16 protein-coding genes are annotated in these 14,763 nt (G+C 49.8%); all 16 read left to right on the top strand.

Going from position 1 to position 14,763, the window contains the following annotated elements; genetic code table 11:
- Positions 1 to 47 precede the first annotated feature (47 nt).
- The 16 genes from AC0VYQ_RS13690 to atpD all read left to right on the top strand — a co-directional run bounded on the left by AC0VYQ_RS13690 (position 48) and on the right by atpD (position 14,744).
- A complete protein-coding gene (locus AC0VYQ_RS13690; RefSeq protein ID WP_214802886.1) occupies positions 48 to 716 on the top strand; it encodes a response regulator transcription factor in 669 nt (222 codons plus the stop codon).
- Positions 713 to 2,083: a sensor histidine kinase gene (locus AC0VYQ_RS13685; RefSeq protein ID WP_475403809.1), complete on the top strand. Its 1,371-nt coding sequence runs from the start codon at positions 713 to 715 to the stop codon at positions 2,081 to 2,083. Before AC0VYQ_RS13690 ends, AC0VYQ_RS13685 begins: the two co-directional genes overlap by 4 nt.
- A 70-nt stretch (positions 2,084 to 2,153) precedes the next feature.
- Positions 2,154 to 3,185: an ABC transporter permease gene (locus tag AC0VYQ_RS13680; protein ID WP_475403808.1), complete on the top strand. Its 1,032-nt coding sequence runs from the start codon at positions 2,154 to 2,156 to the stop codon at positions 3,183 to 3,185.
- Positions 3,182 to 3,826 carry an ABC transporter ATP-binding protein gene (locus AC0VYQ_RS13675; protein ID WP_475403807.1) on the top strand — a complete coding sequence of 215 codons (645 nt, stop codon included), beginning with the start codon at positions 3,182 to 3,184 and terminating at the stop codon, positions 3,824 to 3,826. Before AC0VYQ_RS13680 ends, AC0VYQ_RS13675 begins: the two co-directional genes overlap by 4 nt.
- A gap of 132 nt (positions 3,827 to 3,958) precedes the next feature.
- Entirely contained in the window at positions 3,959 to 4,936 is a 978-nt protein-coding gene (locus AC0VYQ_RS13670; RefSeq protein ID WP_475403806.1) for a hypothetical protein, read from the top strand.
- A gap of 75 nt (positions 4,937 to 5,011) precedes the next feature.
- Positions 5,012 to 5,641 (top strand): uracil phosphoribosyltransferase, encoded by a 630-nt coding sequence (gene upp, locus AC0VYQ_RS13665; RefSeq protein ID WP_029331752.1) that lies wholly within the window; start codon positions 5,012 to 5,014, stop codon positions 5,639 to 5,641.
- A gap of 104 nt (positions 5,642 to 5,745) precedes the next feature.
- A complete protein-coding gene (gene wecB / locus AC0VYQ_RS13660) occupies positions 5,746 to 6,885 on the top strand; it encodes a non-hydrolyzing UDP-N-acetylglucosamine 2-epimerase (protein WP_475403805.1) in 1,140 nt (379 codons plus the stop codon).
- Between the two features lie 1,129 nt (positions 6,886 to 8,014).
- Complete coding sequence (locus tag AC0VYQ_RS13655) at positions 8,015 to 8,233, top strand: AtpZ/AtpI family protein (RefSeq protein ID WP_014971404.1); 219 nt, start codon at positions 8,015 to 8,017, stop codon at positions 8,231 to 8,233.
- Positions 8,230 to 8,616 (top strand): ATP synthase subunit I, encoded by a 387-nt coding sequence (locus AC0VYQ_RS13650; RefSeq protein WP_088837971.1) that lies wholly within the window; start codon positions 8,230 to 8,232, stop codon positions 8,614 to 8,616. Before AC0VYQ_RS13655 ends, AC0VYQ_RS13650 begins: the two co-directional genes overlap by 4 nt.
- An 8-nt stretch (positions 8,617 to 8,624) precedes the next feature.
- A complete protein-coding gene (gene atpB / locus AC0VYQ_RS13645; RefSeq protein WP_088837970.1) occupies positions 8,625 to 9,368 on the top strand; it encodes a F0F1 ATP synthase subunit A in 744 nt (247 codons plus the stop codon).
- A gap of 75 nt (positions 9,369 to 9,443) precedes the next feature.
- Positions 9,444 to 9,656, top strand: coding sequence for a F0F1 ATP synthase subunit C (atpE, locus tag AC0VYQ_RS13640; RefSeq protein WP_012371545.1), 213 nt, complete (start codon positions 9,444 to 9,446; stop codon positions 9,654 to 9,656).
- 125 nt (positions 9,657 to 9,781) lie between these two features.
- A complete protein-coding gene (gene atpF, locus AC0VYQ_RS13635; RefSeq protein ID WP_088837969.1) occupies positions 9,782 to 10,315 on the top strand; it encodes a F0F1 ATP synthase subunit B in 534 nt (177 codons plus the stop codon).
- Positions 10,315 to 10,848: a F0F1 ATP synthase subunit delta gene (locus AC0VYQ_RS13630; protein WP_475403804.1), complete on the top strand. Its 534-nt coding sequence runs from the start codon at positions 10,315 to 10,317 to the stop codon at positions 10,846 to 10,848. Before atpF ends, AC0VYQ_RS13630 begins: the two co-directional genes overlap by 1 nt.
- Before the next feature lie 19 nt (positions 10,849 to 10,867).
- On the top strand, positions 10,868 to 12,376 hold the full coding sequence (atpA, locus tag AC0VYQ_RS13625; protein ID WP_029331744.1) for a F0F1 ATP synthase subunit alpha: 1,509 nt from the start codon (positions 10,868 to 10,870) through the stop codon (positions 12,374 to 12,376).
- A gap of 58 nt (positions 12,377 to 12,434) precedes the next feature.
- Positions 12,435 to 13,286, top strand: a complete 852-nt coding sequence (gene atpG, locus AC0VYQ_RS13620; protein ID WP_088837967.1) for an ATP synthase F1 subunit gamma — start codon at positions 12,435 to 12,437, stop codon at positions 13,284 to 13,286.
- Between the two features lie 36 nt (positions 13,287 to 13,322).
- Positions 13,323 to 14,744 (top strand): F0F1 ATP synthase subunit beta, encoded by a 1,422-nt coding sequence (atpD, locus tag AC0VYQ_RS13615; protein WP_029331742.1) that lies wholly within the window; start codon positions 13,323 to 13,325, stop codon positions 14,742 to 14,744.
- The last annotated feature ends 19 nt before the right edge of the window (positions 14,745 to 14,763 follow it).

Below are 14,763 nucleotides of genomic sequence, written 5' to 3'. Positions count from 1 at the left end.
TGGTTTTTTTGATTGACGAGTAAACGATAGGATAGGAGGAACGAAAGATGGAGATTTTAGTCGTAGAAGACGACCAAAACATCCAACGTCTGATTGTCGAGACGCTCGAAGCAGACGGGCATCGCGTCCGGGCGACGGCAGACGGACAAGAAGCGGCGTGCTGGATCGACGAGCTGACGTTCGAGGCGGCGATCCTCGACGTAATGATCCCCGGGCGGAGTGGACTTGAATTATGTGAACAGCTCCGGCAACGAGATGAACTGCCGATTTTGCTGTTGACGGCGCTCGGGGAACTGACAGATAAACGCGCCGGATTTACGGCGGGTGCCGACGATTACATCACGAAACCGTTTGACCCGGAAGAATTATTATTTCGCTTGCACGCCGTCGCCCGGCGTTATCAAAAGGCGGCGCTGCCGATTCTCCGGTTTGGTGACGTAACGATTGATAAACGCAGTCAACACGTGATGCTTGGTGAAACGGAATTGACGTTGCCTAGGCGTGAGTTCGACTTGTTACATCAGCTTGCGAGTTTTCCGGGACGTGTCTTCAGTCGGGAGGAATTGATTGAACGGGTCTGGGGACTCGACTTCATGGGTGATGACCGGACGATTGACGTCCATATCAAACGCTTACGCAGTCGCTTGCGCCAAACGGACGCGATTCACATCAGTACCGTCCGCGGTCTCGGTTATCGACTGGAGGCGAAGGGATGAAGTCACTTTATACGAAAATCGTCGGACTCGTCTGTCTTGTCCTGCTCGTGTCGGCCTTGATTTCCTTACTGATCAGCAACTTGTTTTACTACAATGTCTTGCAGTCTTCCTATAGTCAAAAGGTCGAAGAGGCGGTCGATCAATCGTTTGCCTACTATGAACGGCATGGCGACGGACAGACCGGTTCCTTTTACGACATGTTGAGCGCGACGGGTTTTCAGCTCTATGTCGTCCCGGAGACAGGCCCCGTCATTCGCCACGGCAATGCATTCCGCGACGAAACACTGGCACCGGCGATCATCGAACGTGTCCGCGCCGGGGAAGTCTATCACGGCATGCGGGACTATCCGTTTCATCTCTTTTTGCTCGGTCTGTTTGACAACGAAGTCGTCAATACAGTCGGTGCGTCGCTCAAAACACCAAACGGGACAGACGCCGTCTTCATCCGGCCGGATTTGAGCCGACAAATCCGCGAACTCCATTTGTTCGTCGGAGCCTTCCTCGGCTTACTCGTCGTCATCAGTTTTCTGTTGCTTGCCTTCTCAATCCGCTATCTCGTTCGTCCGATTAAACGCTTGACGGATGCGACAAAACAAGTCGCGTCCGGTGACTATGCCGTTCATGTGGCGACGACCTCGCGAGATGAGATTGGAGAGTTGTCACGGCGGTTCGGTGAGATGGCGGAAGCAGTCGCGAAGTCGGATGCTGAGCGCAAAACGTTCGTCGCCAACGTCTCGCACGAGTTTCAGTCGCCACTGACGACGATTAAAGGGTACGCCGGTCAACTGCAACCGCATGTCGCACCTGCCGGACAGGATAAACTGGCGACGATTGCGCGTGAAGCAGACCGGATGGCAGAGATGACCCGGCAACTGCTGGTCCTCGCCCGGCTCGATGAAGGAAGTCGGATGCGACTGGAGTCAATCCATCTTGGACAAGCGATTCGGACGACGCTCGCGACACTCGCCTACCAAATCGATGAACGTGGTGTCGCTGTCGCTGTTGATGTCGCGAGTGACATGACGATCGAGGCGGATGCCGCCGCACTCGAACATGTTTTTCAAAATGTCATCCGGAACGCCCTCCATGTTTCAAACGACGGGGACATGATTACGATTGAAGCCGAACAGACCGCGGAGCGCGTCACTGTCCGTATCACGGATGAAGGTCCCGGTATGTCGGACGACATGATTGCCCATGCCTTTGACCGCTTTTATCAAGCCGACACGGCACGCGGTTCGCGCGGGACGGGGCTTGGACTCGCCATCGTCGCCGAGACCGTCAAGCAGTTGCACGGGACGGTCGGGATTGATTCGGAAATCGGTAGCGGAACGACGTTCATCCTGACGTTTTTACGGGCGACGTGAGTTGTTCATGCTCCGTTCATATAGCATCCGTAAGATAAGACCTGTAACGCACATACAGGAGGGATATTAGATGAAGATGGGTTGGCGTGAACTAATCCGGATGAAAAAACGCTTCGGTCTGATGGGGCTCGTGACGACATTAATCATCGTCTTGATTTTAATGATCACCGGGCTCGCAGACGGACTGGCATACGATAATGGAGCCGTCATCCGGAATTTACCGGTTGAGCAGGTGGCACTCAGTCAAGAGGCGGAAGGGCAACTGACGCGGTCGTTTTTAGAGGAACAGGAGCAACCAAAAGGGACGGAAGCACTCGGCGTCCAAAACATGGTCCTCGAGAAACAGGACGGGACGAAGGACGATGTGACGGTGTTTGCGTTACCTGCTGACACGGCGTACGGTCCAAAGCAACTGGAAGCGTTGAAACGAGGCGAGGTTCTCGTCGATACCGCTTATGCGAAACAGACCGGGACCGAAGTCGGCGACAAAGTAACCGACTTTCGGACGAAGATGACCTTTACGATCGTCGGTACCGTCACGGATGGACGCTACAGCCATGCGCCTGTGTTATGGACGACGCTTGCGTCGTGGGACGAGTGGCAAGCGAAGATGCAGACGAACTACGTCTCGGCATTCGTCAGTCAGGATTCATTCAAAACGGACCTGACGACATATACGAAAGCAGACATCGTCAAGCAAGTTCCCGGTTACGCAGCGGAACAAAATTCATTCCAAATGATGCGGATTGCGCTTGTCGTAATCGGCGCCTTGATTTTGACGGCGTTTTTCTATATTTTGACGATGCAAAAAATGAAGCAACTGGGCATTTTGAAGGCGATCGGGATTCGGACACGGACGATTGGAAGCGGACTCGTCTTTCAGGTGTTCGTCTTGACGCTCCTGTCGCTTGCTTTCAGCCTGTGCGTGACGCTCGGTGTCAGTCAATTCTTACCGAGCGGCATTCCGTTTCGTTTTGAGTGGGAAACGAGTCTCGGTTACGGGGCATTGTTGATCGGTACGGCATTAATTGGATCCGTGATTCCGCTCCGGGCCTTAAAAAAACTTGAGCCGGCAGACGCGATGGGAGGAATGGCAGGATGATTAAGATGACACATGTCGAACAGACCTACAGTGACGTCCCCGTGCTCCATGACGTTTCATTCGAAGCGAACGTGGGTGAACTGATTGCTTTAGTCGGACCGAGCGGAAGTGGAAAAAGTACATTGCTCCAACTGCTCGGATTGTTGCAAACACCGACAGCGGGAGACATTCAGTTTGGGGAACAGCACGTCAATCAGCAATCGGACGAAGCACGCCGAAAGATGCGCCTCGAAGAGATCGGGTTCATCTTTCAGGAATCGCATCTCGTTCCGTTCCTGACGGCGGCGGAACAACTCGAACTCGTCGCAGAAGAAGCGGGGCGGAAAGTTGACGCCGCCGCGATGCTCGCCGCTTTTGGATTAAAAGACCGTGCACACCATTTACCACACGCCTTATCGGGTGGAGAACGACAGCGTGTCGCGATCATTCGGGCACTCGTCAATCAGCCGCGACTCATCCTCGCAGATGAACCGACGGCAAGCCTTGATTATACGAACGGACGCCAAGTGATGGAAGTGTTACAAAAGCAGGCCCATGAGGAACAAAAAACGGTCATCGTCATCACCCATGATGAGCGGATGCTTGAGTATTGTGACCGTGTCCTGCGGATCGAGGATGGTTACTTGAGCGAAGTGGAATAACGCGGACGTCGTCTCGACACAAGAGGCGGCGTCCGTGTTTTGTCCACCATGCGTCAGAAGACTTATATTTTACGACCATGATTTTTGGTATACTTAACCTTAGTAAAATAAGGTAAGGGTGGAAACTGTCAGATGAAATTTTCAGCACTGGTCCAATCAGAACTTGAAACAATCAATACGACTCAAATTGCGGACTGGCTGACTAAAAAAAGTCAAACAGAACGTGAATATAAACGACTCAGTGAAGACTTTAAAGCAATCGTCATCATGCAAGAAGCAGGCTTTTATGAACAAGCGGACACGCGGTTCAGCCAGTGGAAGAACAAAGGGATTCCGGCGGAGCTCCAGCGGTACCGGTTAGCAATCGCCGGAAAAGCGGGCGGGAAACGACTCGTCAAAAAACGTTTTTCCATGCTCCCAGCAGCTGTCCAAAATCATCCGCAGCTCAAACCGTGGAAAAAGCAGCTGCAATCGAATCCGTTTATGCTCGGCGGATTGCTTGTTGCGGGTCTTGCCGTTCTCGGTCTCTTTCAACTTGATTGGTCACAACCGGAAGAAGTGCCGGTCGTGACCAATCAAGAGAACGTTGAACAAAAATTGGCCGCGCTTGAAAAAGAAGTCGAGCAATTAAAAGAAAAAAATGAACAGCTGACAGAACAAGCACCAGTGAAATCAAAAGACACAGCGAAACCAAAAGACACAGCGAAACCAAAAGCGACTACGGATGCAAAGAAGACGCTTTCTCCTGAAGAAACATTGAAACAGGCGATCGCTGCGACGCAAGAAAAAGATTATAAGTCAGCGAACCGCTTGTTGACGGGAACTGTGTTAACGGATGACGCAACGAAGGGCATGGCACGTTTTTATCAATTGATTGCTGCAGGCAAGTTAGGTGAAACGAAACAAACGGATTATGTCGCGTATCGAGAGGACTTCCCGGATTCCGGTTACATGAGTGATGTGTTATGGATGCAGGCCGTCTATGAACAAAAGAATAAGGTCGGCAATTATAAGGCGACGTTAGAAGAATTAGCGAAGCAACCAGATAATGAATGGTCCTATGCAGCGCAAGCGATTCTTGACGGGAAAAGTACGCTTGGGGAGGAGTGATTCCAAAAAAACTGTTCCCAAGCGGTCACTTTTTGGAGTACAATGCGAAAAGAGAATTGAGAGGAGATGCAAACAATGAGTAAAGTACATGTATTTGATCACCCATTGATTCAGCACAAAATGACAATCATGCGTAAAGTCGAAACGGGGACGAAACAATTCCGGGAGCTTGTCGACGAAGTGGCTTCATTGATGGCATATGAAATCACGCGTGACCTTCCACTCACAGAAGTCGCGATCGAGACACCGGTCACGAAAACGACGCAGAAGATGATTGAAGGCAAGAAGCTCGGAATCGTTCCAATCCTTCGCGCAGGACTAGGGATGGTCGACGGGATGCTTCGGATGATGCCGAACGTCAAAGTCGGTCACATCGGTCTTTACCGTGATCCAGAGACGCTTGAACCAACGGAATATTACCTCAAGTTGCCGACTGACGTCGCAGAACGTGATTTTGTCGTCGTCGACCCAATGCTTGCGACAGGCGGCTCGGCTGCTGACGCAATCTCCTCTTTAAAGAAACAAGGCGCGAAAAGCATTAAACTGGCTTGCCTGTGTGCAGCACCTGAAGGCGTTAAACGCGTTCAGGAAGAGCATCCGGATGTCGATATTTACCTCGCGGCACTCGATGAAAAACTGAACGACCACGGCTACATCGTCCCTGGACTAGGGGATGCCGGTGATCGTTTGTTCGGTACGAAGTAAGACAGAAGCAGTCTGCCACTCCCGGCAGGCTGCTTTTTTTGTTGTAAGATGCAGGACAGCTTTCAACTATGCTTAAATGGAGGAAGTAGAAAAAGGAGGAAGTAATGATGCCCATCAAAGTCATGCCCATCTTTGGAACACGACCGGAAGCCATCAAGATGGCACCGCTCGTCAATGCCTTAAAACAAAATCCAGCGTTCGATGTCCATGTGACGATCACGGCGCAACACCGGGAAATGCTCGATCAAGTGTTACGCATGTTCGAGATTGAACCGGATTCTGACCTCAATATCATGCAACCCCGTCAGACGCTCGTCGACATCACGACGCGTGGTCTCGAAGGACTCGATCTCGTCATGAAGGATGTCAAACCGGATCTCGTTCTCGTTCATGGCGACACGACGACGACGTTCGTCGGCAGTCTTGCTGCCTACTACAATCAAATCGCCGTCGGACACGTCGAAGCCGGACTCCGTACATATAATAAATACTCACCGTTTCCGGAAGAGGTCAATCGTCAATTGACGTCGACACTCGCAGATCTGCACTTTGCACCGACCGATCAGGCGGCGGCGAACCTTGCGTCTGAAAACCGGAAGGCAGGTGTCTACATCACAGGAAATACGGCAATCGATGCCCTGCAGACGACGGTCCAGCCGGATTATGTTCACCCTGTGCTCGAGGCAGTCGGCAAACGGCGCCTCATCTTGATGACGGCACACCGGCGAGAAAACCTCGGAGAGAAGATGCATCAGATGTTCCGGGCGATCCGTCGACTCGTCGATACATATCCGGACGTGCACGTCGTCTATCCGGTCCATTTGAATCCGGTCGTCCAGGAAACAGCGGCTGAAATCTTTGGGGGACATGACCGCATCACGTTAATTCCACCGCTCGATGTGTTTGATTTCCATAACTTCGCAAGTCGGGCGCATCTCATCTTGACGGATTCGGGTGGTGTCCAGGAAGAGGCACCCTCTCTCGGCGTACCTGTCCTTGTGTTACGCGATACGACGGAGCGTCCGGAAGGAGTCAAAGCCGGTACGTTGAAACTTGCTGGAACAGATGAAGAGACGATTTACCGGATGGCGAGCGAGTTGCTTGAAGACGAAGCGGCCTATGCAAAAATGGCGCATGCTTCAAATCCTTACGGGGATGGTCATGCGTCGGAGCGGATTGCAGCAGCGATTTTAGCGCACTTCAATCAAGGGGAAACTCCAGAACCCTTTCATGCGGATATCTAAAATAAAGTAATCCAGTCCAAAAAATGTTTATTTAGGGCGTTTCCGTATATCTTGCCGTTCCCACGGGAATCAAGACGAACGGATGCGTCCTTTTTAATGATTCCATTTAAGGTTAACTTCCGTAAGTTGTCTCAGACGTTCCCGTCGACCTCGCTTTCCTCGGGCGAGGGACAAGTCGCGACTCGGTAATGGTGTGTGCCAAGCCGGGTCTTGTTTCCCTCTGACGAAACCACGATGAACTGTGGTTTCTTTTCCCGTAGGAGTCGAGTCGACCGGGGTACGTCCTTTTCAATTACGCTCTACTAAACTTTGATCAAGGCGTAGTGTTGTTAGTCACTTGTAAATTGAATAGCCTTGAGCAATTCCTCTCGACTCCTATGGGAAGAGGAAGCGGAACGCTTCCGACAGGGACAAGCGAGACCCGGTTACCCGATAGGGAAATCGCGGCTTGCGTCCCGCCCAAGGAAAGCGAGAGGAAATAGCGAAAGGTCTATTCAATAATCAATAATGGTCTATCCGATAATCACTAAACAAAAAGCGGTGAGTAAACATACATCAATATATCTTTAACTAAGAAACAAACGCCTCAATCTGCCTGATTGTGAAGAAAATGTAAAATCTAAATCATCGTGCTGACCTTAAAACCTATAATCGATTCATGACATTTCAAGCTGTGACAAGCAACACAACAGACAAATTGGAAATGCTTTAAATCCTTTGTTACAAACAGATGTCAGGCGCGTTTTCCTGTCCCGAATCGAAAGCGCTTCCAATCTTGAACAAAAATTACTTTTTCACAAAATCGACACAAATCAATTTTAGACGGCTTGTTTCTCATTCCAGAACGCGATATAACGTTACTGTTCAATGGTTTTGTTCATCAAGTGAACCATCTCTTTAAACGTTGATAGCACTACATATTTTCTTCACATCTTCGTGAAAAGAGGTGGATGGGGTACCTCTGTGAAAACCTTATCAATCGTTGATATACAATGGTTTCAGCGGTCTATTTTATTTGTGAATTCATTTGACTATGAAATGGTTCTCATTGTATTCTTGACTAGTATGAAAATCCGCAAATTGTGGGAAAGAAAAAGAACCTGCAATTGGGAAAAGGGGGTCGTCTCTAGTGCGCCAAAAAGGGCTCGCAACGAGTATGGTCATGGCCTCGCAAATTTCGACGGCACTTGCCGCACCAATCGTCATCGGCTTCCTTGTTGGGAACTATGGGGAACAACAGGACTGGTGGCAAAAGATGGGAGCGACATTCTCAGTGTTCATCGGGATTTTCATCGGCATTCTTTGCATGATCGCAATGATCAGGCACTTGTTAGGAGACAAGACATGAACATAATCCTTCAAGATGCGTTGTATCGTGCGTACTTACGATGGTTTGGACTCTATTATGGAATCCTGGCTGTCTTGTTACTTGTCGGTTATCCGAGTGATCCAGTGATTTATGGGCTGGCATTAGGTGGGGCAGGTAGCTTCATGATCTTGACGCTGCAACGATTAAGCGTCGATCGAATGTATCGTGTAATCGAGCGTGGGCGCAAGCCGATGTCTCGAGGGACCGTATCACGCATGGCGGTCGCGGTACTTTGTGTGATGATCGGTTTGAAGTACGAAGCCGAATTGTCATTAACTGCGGTGGTAATAGGCCTTCTCGCCGGCCACGTCATACAATTTTGTGAGTTCTTGACTCACGAACTTAAGCGGGAAAAGAGGTGAATAGTCAAATGAACCACGAAATGCCACTTTACGAAATCCCACTCTGGGGCGACTTCGTTCTGTACGGTAGCTGGACGAACTTGATCACAGTGCTGATAGCAGCTGCTCTCGTCTTCCTGATTGCCGTGGCCGGTACGCGACGTCTCGCGATGAAGCCAACCGGTTTTCAAAACACGCTAGAGTGGTTCCTCGAATTCGTTCGCGGAATCATCAGCAGTACGATGGATTGGAAAACAGGGGGTCGCTTCCTTACTTTCGGAATGACACTGTTCCTATTCATCATCGTGTCCAACTTAATGGGTCTCCCATTTAACGTTGTGACGGGTCACTACATTTGGTTCAACTCACCAACTGCGGATCCGTACGTGACACTTGCACTTTCATCTATGGTAGTGGTCATGAGCCATTATTACGGTGTGAAAATGCGCGGCTTCGGTGCATATGCGAAAACGTTTATGACGCCGATGTTTATTATTACCATCATTGAAGAATTCGCAAACACGTTGACACTCGGTCTTCGTCTTTACGGGAACATCTTCGCTGGTGAAATCATGATCGGAATCATTCTCTCGATCGGAATCATCTCTGGAACGAACGATTTCCAATTCCTCGGACCAGTCGGTGTCATCCTTTCAGCGATTCCAATGCTGATTTGGCAAGGATTCTCACTCTTCATCGGAGCGATCCAAGCGTATATCTTCCTTATCCTGACGATGGTTTACATCGGACATAAGGCAGCGCACGACCATTAATTCGAAGGTAAAGCATCTGCTTTTCCGATAATCGCACGACCAAATTTCGAACACAATCTAGGGAGGCAATTTATAATGGAACTTATTGCAACAGCGATCATCATCGGACTCGGCGCACTTGGCGCTGGTATCGGTAACGGTCTTATCGTAAACGGTACAGTATTAGGACAAGCACGTCAGCCAGAACTCAAAAACGAACTTCGTCAAACAATGTTCATCGGTATCGGTCTTGTTGAGGCACTTCCAATCATCGGTGTAGCGGTCGGTTTCCTTCTCCTCAACTCTTAATCCATAGTTTAAGAAATGAGCTACATAGGGCGTTATTCGTTCGACAGGAGTGAACCGTCACGGGAGCTTTTGCTCCCTTATGTAGATATAAGAAGTTGGACCAACCACGAGGGGAGTGTAATCGAATGAATCTTACGTATCTTGCGGCAGAAGCAGGCGGCGAAGAAAGCCACCTTTTACTTGCCAATATGATCGTCACGATCGTCGTTTTCCTCTTGCTCCTCATCCTCTTGAAGAAATTCGCTTGGGGCCCGCTCATCAACATGATGAAAGCGCGGGAAGAGCATGTGGCTAGCGAGATCAACTCGGCTGAAAAAAGCCGTAAAGACGCTGAAGTCTACGTAGAACAACAACAAGAAGAATTAAATAAGGCACGTACGGAAGCACGTGACTTATTAGAATCATCACGCCGTCAAGCTGAGGCAGAACAAGCACGTGCGATGGAGCAGGCACGTCTTGAGACAGAAATGAGTAAGGAAGAAGCTCGCCGTGCAATCGACCGTGAACGCGCTGAAGCACAAGCTGCTTTGAAGAACGATGTTGCTCTTCAAGCAATCGCTGCAGCACGCCACGTCATGAAAACACAGCTTGCGACAGACGAAGCCGCTCAGCGCGCGCTCGTCGATCAATTCCTTGCTGACACTAAGGGCACGAACTAATGCGTGATCACGTAGCGGGACGCTACGCAAAAGCGCTCTTCGATCTTGCGCTTGAGCATCATGTGCTCGAGCAAGCAGAAGCTGATGTGCGGACGCTCGGCGAAGTGCTCCACGCAACACCAGAGCTCGCATCGGTTTTAAGTAACCCATCGATTTCTGCGGAAGAGCTGAAGTTAGTCTTACAGACGAGCTTCACGGGCTTCAACACGATTGTTTCAAATACCATCCTCGTCATGGTCGAAAACGACCGTGCGGCGGAAGTATTGTCTTTGGCGGAGCATTTCATTGCGTTATTGAATGAACACCGTAACGTTGCGACAGCTGTCGTGACGAGTGCATACAAATTGTCAGACGCGGAAATCACGAAAGTGAAAGAAACGTTCGGCCAAAAATCAGGTAAAACGCTTGAAGTAGAAAATGTTGTTGATACGAACGTAATCGGAGGACTTCGCGTCCAAATCGGTTACACGACATATGACGGCACGATCGAAACGAAACTAACGCGACTTGAGCGTGAGCTGTTAAAAGCGTAAGAAAATAGGGGTGAAACGCATGAGCATTAGAGCTGAAGAAATCAGCGCCCTGCTTAAAGCGCGTATCGCGCAGTACGGTTCTACGATGGAAGTGAACGAGACGGGTACGGTCATCCAAATTGGTGATGGTATCGCTCGTGCACACGGACTCGACAACGTCATGTCGGGAGAGCTCGTAGAATTCGCTAACGGCACAATGGGCTTGGCGCAAAACTTAGAAGAAGGCAACGTTGGTATCATCATTCTTGGTGACTACCTTGATATTAAAGAAGGCGATTCAGTTAGCCGTACAGGACGCATCATGGAAGTACCAACAGGGGACGCATTGCTCGGTCGCGTCGTTAACCCGCTCGGTATGCCAATCGATGGTCTTGGCCCAATCGAAACGGAGCACTATAACCCAATCGAGCGTAAAGCTTCTGGCGTTATGGCACGTAAATCGGTTCACGAACCACTTCAGACAGGAATCAAGGCAATTGATGCCCTCGTTCCAATCGGTCGTGGACAACGTGAGTTGATCATCGGTGACCGTCAGACAGGTAAAACGTCGATCGCCATCGATACAATCATCAACCAAAAAGAAGAAAACATGATCTGTATTTACGTCGCAATCGGACAAAAAGAATCAACAGTCCGTGGTGTTGTTGAAACACTCCGTAAAAACGGTGCACTTGATTACACGATCGTCGTTTCTGCCGCTGCTTCACAGCCGGCACCACTTCTTTACCTCGCACCATTCGCTGGTGTAGCGATGGGTGAACACTTCATGGATCTCGGCAAGCACGTTCTTGTCATCTATGATGATCTTTCAAAACAAGCAGCTGCATACCGTGAGCTTTCGCTTCTCTTGAAGCGTCCACCAGGCCGCGAAGCTTACCCAGGGGATGTCTTCTACCTTCACTCACGCCTTCTTGAGCGTGCGGCGAAATTGAACGACGAGCTTGGCGCAGGTAGCTTAACAGCACTTCCGTTCATCGAGACACAAGCGTCGGATATCTCGGCTTACATCCCGACGAACGTTATCTCGATTACGGATGGTCAAATCTTCCTTCAATCGGATCTCTTCTTCTCAGGTGTCCGTCCAGCGATCAACCCGGGTCTCTCGGTATCGCGTGTTGGTGGATCGGCTCAAGTAAAAGCGATGAAGAAGGTAGCGGGTACGCTCCGTCTTGACCTCGCCTCTTACCGTGAGCTCGAAGCCTTTTCACAGTTCGGATCTGACCTTGATAAAGCGACACAATCGAAGCTTAACCGTGGTGAGCGGACAGTAGAGGTTCTGAAACAGGATCTTAACCAACCGTTGACTGTCGACAAGCAAGTCATCATCATCTATGCCTTGACTCGTGGTCACCTTGATGATGTTGCCGTTACGGATATTCGTCGTTTTGAAAAGGAACTCAACCTCTGGCTCGATCAAAACCGCAAACAGCTTTGCGATGAGATCCGTAAAACAGGTAACCTTCCGGCTGACGAAGAACTCGTTACAGCAATCTCAGAATTTAAGAAAACGTTCCAAGCGACAGTTTAAGGGTCAACTCTTAGGCTTCGCCTGAACGCTCTTGATACTAACAAGGTGGTGAATCGAAATGGCATCGTTGCGCGAGATACAAACGCGGATTAACTCGACGAAAAGTACGAAACAGATCACGAAAGCGATGAACATGGTTTCGGCGTCGAAACTAAACCGCGCTCAAGCACATAGCGCGAAGTTCCAGCCTTACATGCTGAAAATGCAGGAGGTTCTCGGAACCATTGCGAATGGCACGACAGGTGCGAGCCATCCGATGCTCGAGAAACGTCCCGTCAAAAAGACTGGATTTATCGTCATCACATCGGATCGCGGCTTAGCTGGTGCATATAACGCCAACGTGCTGCGTGAAGTCTACCGGGAAATCAAAGAAAAGCACACTACGGACAGTTACGTTCTGTACGTGGTCGGTAAAGTCGGTGTTCAGTTCTTCCGTTCACGCGGAATCACGGTCACAGACGCGATCACAGGACTCAACGATTCTCCTTCGTATGTTGATGTAGCTGAAATCGTGAAGCGTACAGTGAGTGCGTTCACGAACGGTGAAATCGACGAACTCAAGCTGAGCTACAACCATTTCTTGTCTGTCATCAGTCAAGAAGTGAAAGTCGAAACCCTTCTCCCACTCGGAGAAATCGAAGCTTCGTCTTCGACGACTTATGAGTATGAGCCAAGTGAGGAGCAAATCCTTTCTGAACTCCTTCCGCGTTATGCGGAAAGCTTGATCTTCGGTGCGCTTCTTGACGCGAAAGTAGCAGAACATGCGTCACGTATGACAGCAATGCAAAGTGCGACAGATAACGCAGATGACTTGATCGGTCGATTGACTCTCGTCTACAACCGGGCTCGACAAGCTGCAATCACGCAAGAAATCACAGAGATCGTCAGTGGAGCAGCTGCGCAGCAGTAAGCCCCAAGGACGTAATGATAGGTAGGAGGAAACACGATGAACGAACTCGGTTTTAAAGGCCGCGTCGTCGCGGTCATGGGACCTGTCATCGACGTTAAGTTCGAAGAGGGACACTTACCGAACATCTACAACGCGCTTCGTATTCAATATACGCCGCAAACTGTAGAAGAAGTGGCTATCGACTTAACGCTTGAGGTCGCATTACACCTTGGTGACGATGTCGTCCGTACCATTGCGATGGATTCGACGGATGGTGTACGCCGTGGAGTGGAAGTCCTGGATACAGGCGCTCCAATCTCGGTACCCGTCGGTGAAGCGACTCTCGGTCGCGTATTCAACGTACTCGGTAACCCAATTGATGAAAAAGAACTTGATGCAAGCGTGGAACGTCTTCCGATTCACAAAAAAGCACCAACGTTCGATAACCTTTCAACAAAAGTTGAAATTCTTGAAACAGGAATTAAAGTCGTTGACTTACTTGCTCCTTACATCAAAGGTGGTAAGATCGGTCTCTTCGGTGGTGCCGGTGTAGGTAAGACCGTCCTCATCCAGGAATTGATCAACAATATCGCCCAAGAGCACAGCGGTATCTCGGTATTCGCAGGTGTTGGTGAGCGGACACGTGAAGGTAATGACTTGTACCATGAGATGACGGATTCAGGCGTTATCAAACAAACAGCGATGGTCTTCGGTCAGATGAACGAACCACCTGGTGCACGTCTTCGTGTTGCCTTGACTGGTTTGACAATGGCTGAGTACTTCCGTGATGAGCAAGGACAGGACGTTCTTCTCTTCGTTGATAACATCTTCCGTTATACGCAAGCAGGTTCAGAGGTATCAGCCCTTCTCGGTCGTATGCCATCTGCCGTTGGTTACCAACCAACACTTGCAACAGAGATGGGTATGCTCCAAGAGCGTATCACGTCAACAAACAAAGGTTCGGTTACATCAATCCAAGCGGTTTATGTACCAGCCGATGACTATACTGACCCGGCTCCTGCGACGACGTTTGCTCACTTAGATGCAACGACGAACCTTGAGCGCCGTCTCTCTGAGATGGGTATTTATCCTGCCGTGGATCCACTTGCTTCTACATCACGCGCCCTTTCACCTGAAATCGTCGGTGAAGAGCATTACGCTGTAGCACGTCAAGTTCAGGAAACACTTCAGCGTTATAAAGAACTTCAAGATATCATCGCAATCCTCGGTATGGACGAGTTGTCGGAAGATGACAAGTTAAGTGTTCACCGTGCGCGTCGTATCCAGTTCTTCTTGTCGCAGAACTTCCACGTAGCTGAGCAGTTCACAGGACAAAAAGGATCGTACGTCCCAGTTAAGGACACGATCCGCGGCTTCAAAGAAATCCTCGATGGCAAACACGATGATTTGACGGAAGAAGCATTCCGTCTCGTCGGTCCGATCGAAGATGCGATTGAAAAAGCGAAGGCGCTTGTCTAAGTGACAAAGCATAAGGGGG

Source organism: Exiguobacterium sp. QJM3NY_9 (assembly GCF_056173545.1).
The sequence above is the reverse complement of the archived record's forward strand: the minus strand, read 5'-3'. Positions and strand labels throughout refer to the sequence as shown.

Excerpts from the sequence above, each read along its gene's own strand:
- AC0VYQ_RS13690 (WP_214802886.1), top strand. The coding sequence starts at position 48 with ATGGAGATTTTAGTCGTAGAAGACGACCAAAACATCCAACGTCTGATT.
- AC0VYQ_RS13685 (WP_475403809.1), top strand. The coding sequence starts at position 713 with ATGAAGTCACTTTATACGAAAATCGTCGGACTCGTCTGTCTTGTCCTG.
- AC0VYQ_RS13680 (WP_475403808.1), top strand. The coding sequence starts at position 2,154 with ATGAAGATGGGTTGGCGTGAACTAATCCGGATGAAAAAACGCTTCGGT.
- AC0VYQ_RS13675 (WP_475403807.1), top strand. The coding sequence starts at position 3,182 with ATGATTAAGATGACACATGTCGAACAGACCTACAGTGACGTCCCCGTG.
- AC0VYQ_RS13670 (WP_475403806.1), top strand. The coding sequence starts at position 3,959 with ATGAAATTTTCAGCACTGGTCCAATCAGAACTTGAAACAATCAATACG.
- upp (WP_029331752.1), top strand. The coding sequence starts at position 5,012 with ATGAGTAAAGTACATGTATTTGATCACCCATTGATTCAGCACAAAATG.
- wecB (WP_475403805.1), top strand. The coding sequence starts at position 5,746 with ATGATGCCCATCAAAGTCATGCCCATCTTTGGAACACGACCGGAAGCC.
- AC0VYQ_RS13650 (WP_088837971.1), top strand. The coding sequence starts at position 8,230 with ATGAACATAATCCTTCAAGATGCGTTGTATCGTGCGTACTTACGATGG.
- atpB (WP_088837970.1), top strand. The coding sequence starts at position 8,625 with ATGAACCACGAAATGCCACTTTACGAAATCCCACTCTGGGGCGACTTC.
- atpE (WP_012371545.1), top strand. The coding sequence starts at position 9,444 with ATGGAACTTATTGCAACAGCGATCATCATCGGACTCGGCGCACTTGGC.
- atpF (WP_088837969.1), top strand. The coding sequence starts at position 9,782 with ATGAATCTTACGTATCTTGCGGCAGAAGCAGGCGGCGAAGAAAGCCAC.
- AC0VYQ_RS13630 (WP_475403804.1), top strand. The coding sequence starts at position 10,315 with ATGCGTGATCACGTAGCGGGACGCTACGCAAAAGCGCTCTTCGATCTT.
- atpA (WP_029331744.1), top strand. The coding sequence starts at position 10,868 with ATGAGCATTAGAGCTGAAGAAATCAGCGCCCTGCTTAAAGCGCGTATC.
- atpG (WP_088837967.1), top strand. The coding sequence starts at position 12,435 with ATGGCATCGTTGCGCGAGATACAAACGCGGATTAACTCGACGAAAAGT.
- atpD (WP_029331742.1), top strand. The coding sequence starts at position 13,323 with ATGAACGAACTCGGTTTTAAAGGCCGCGTCGTCGCGGTCATGGGACCT.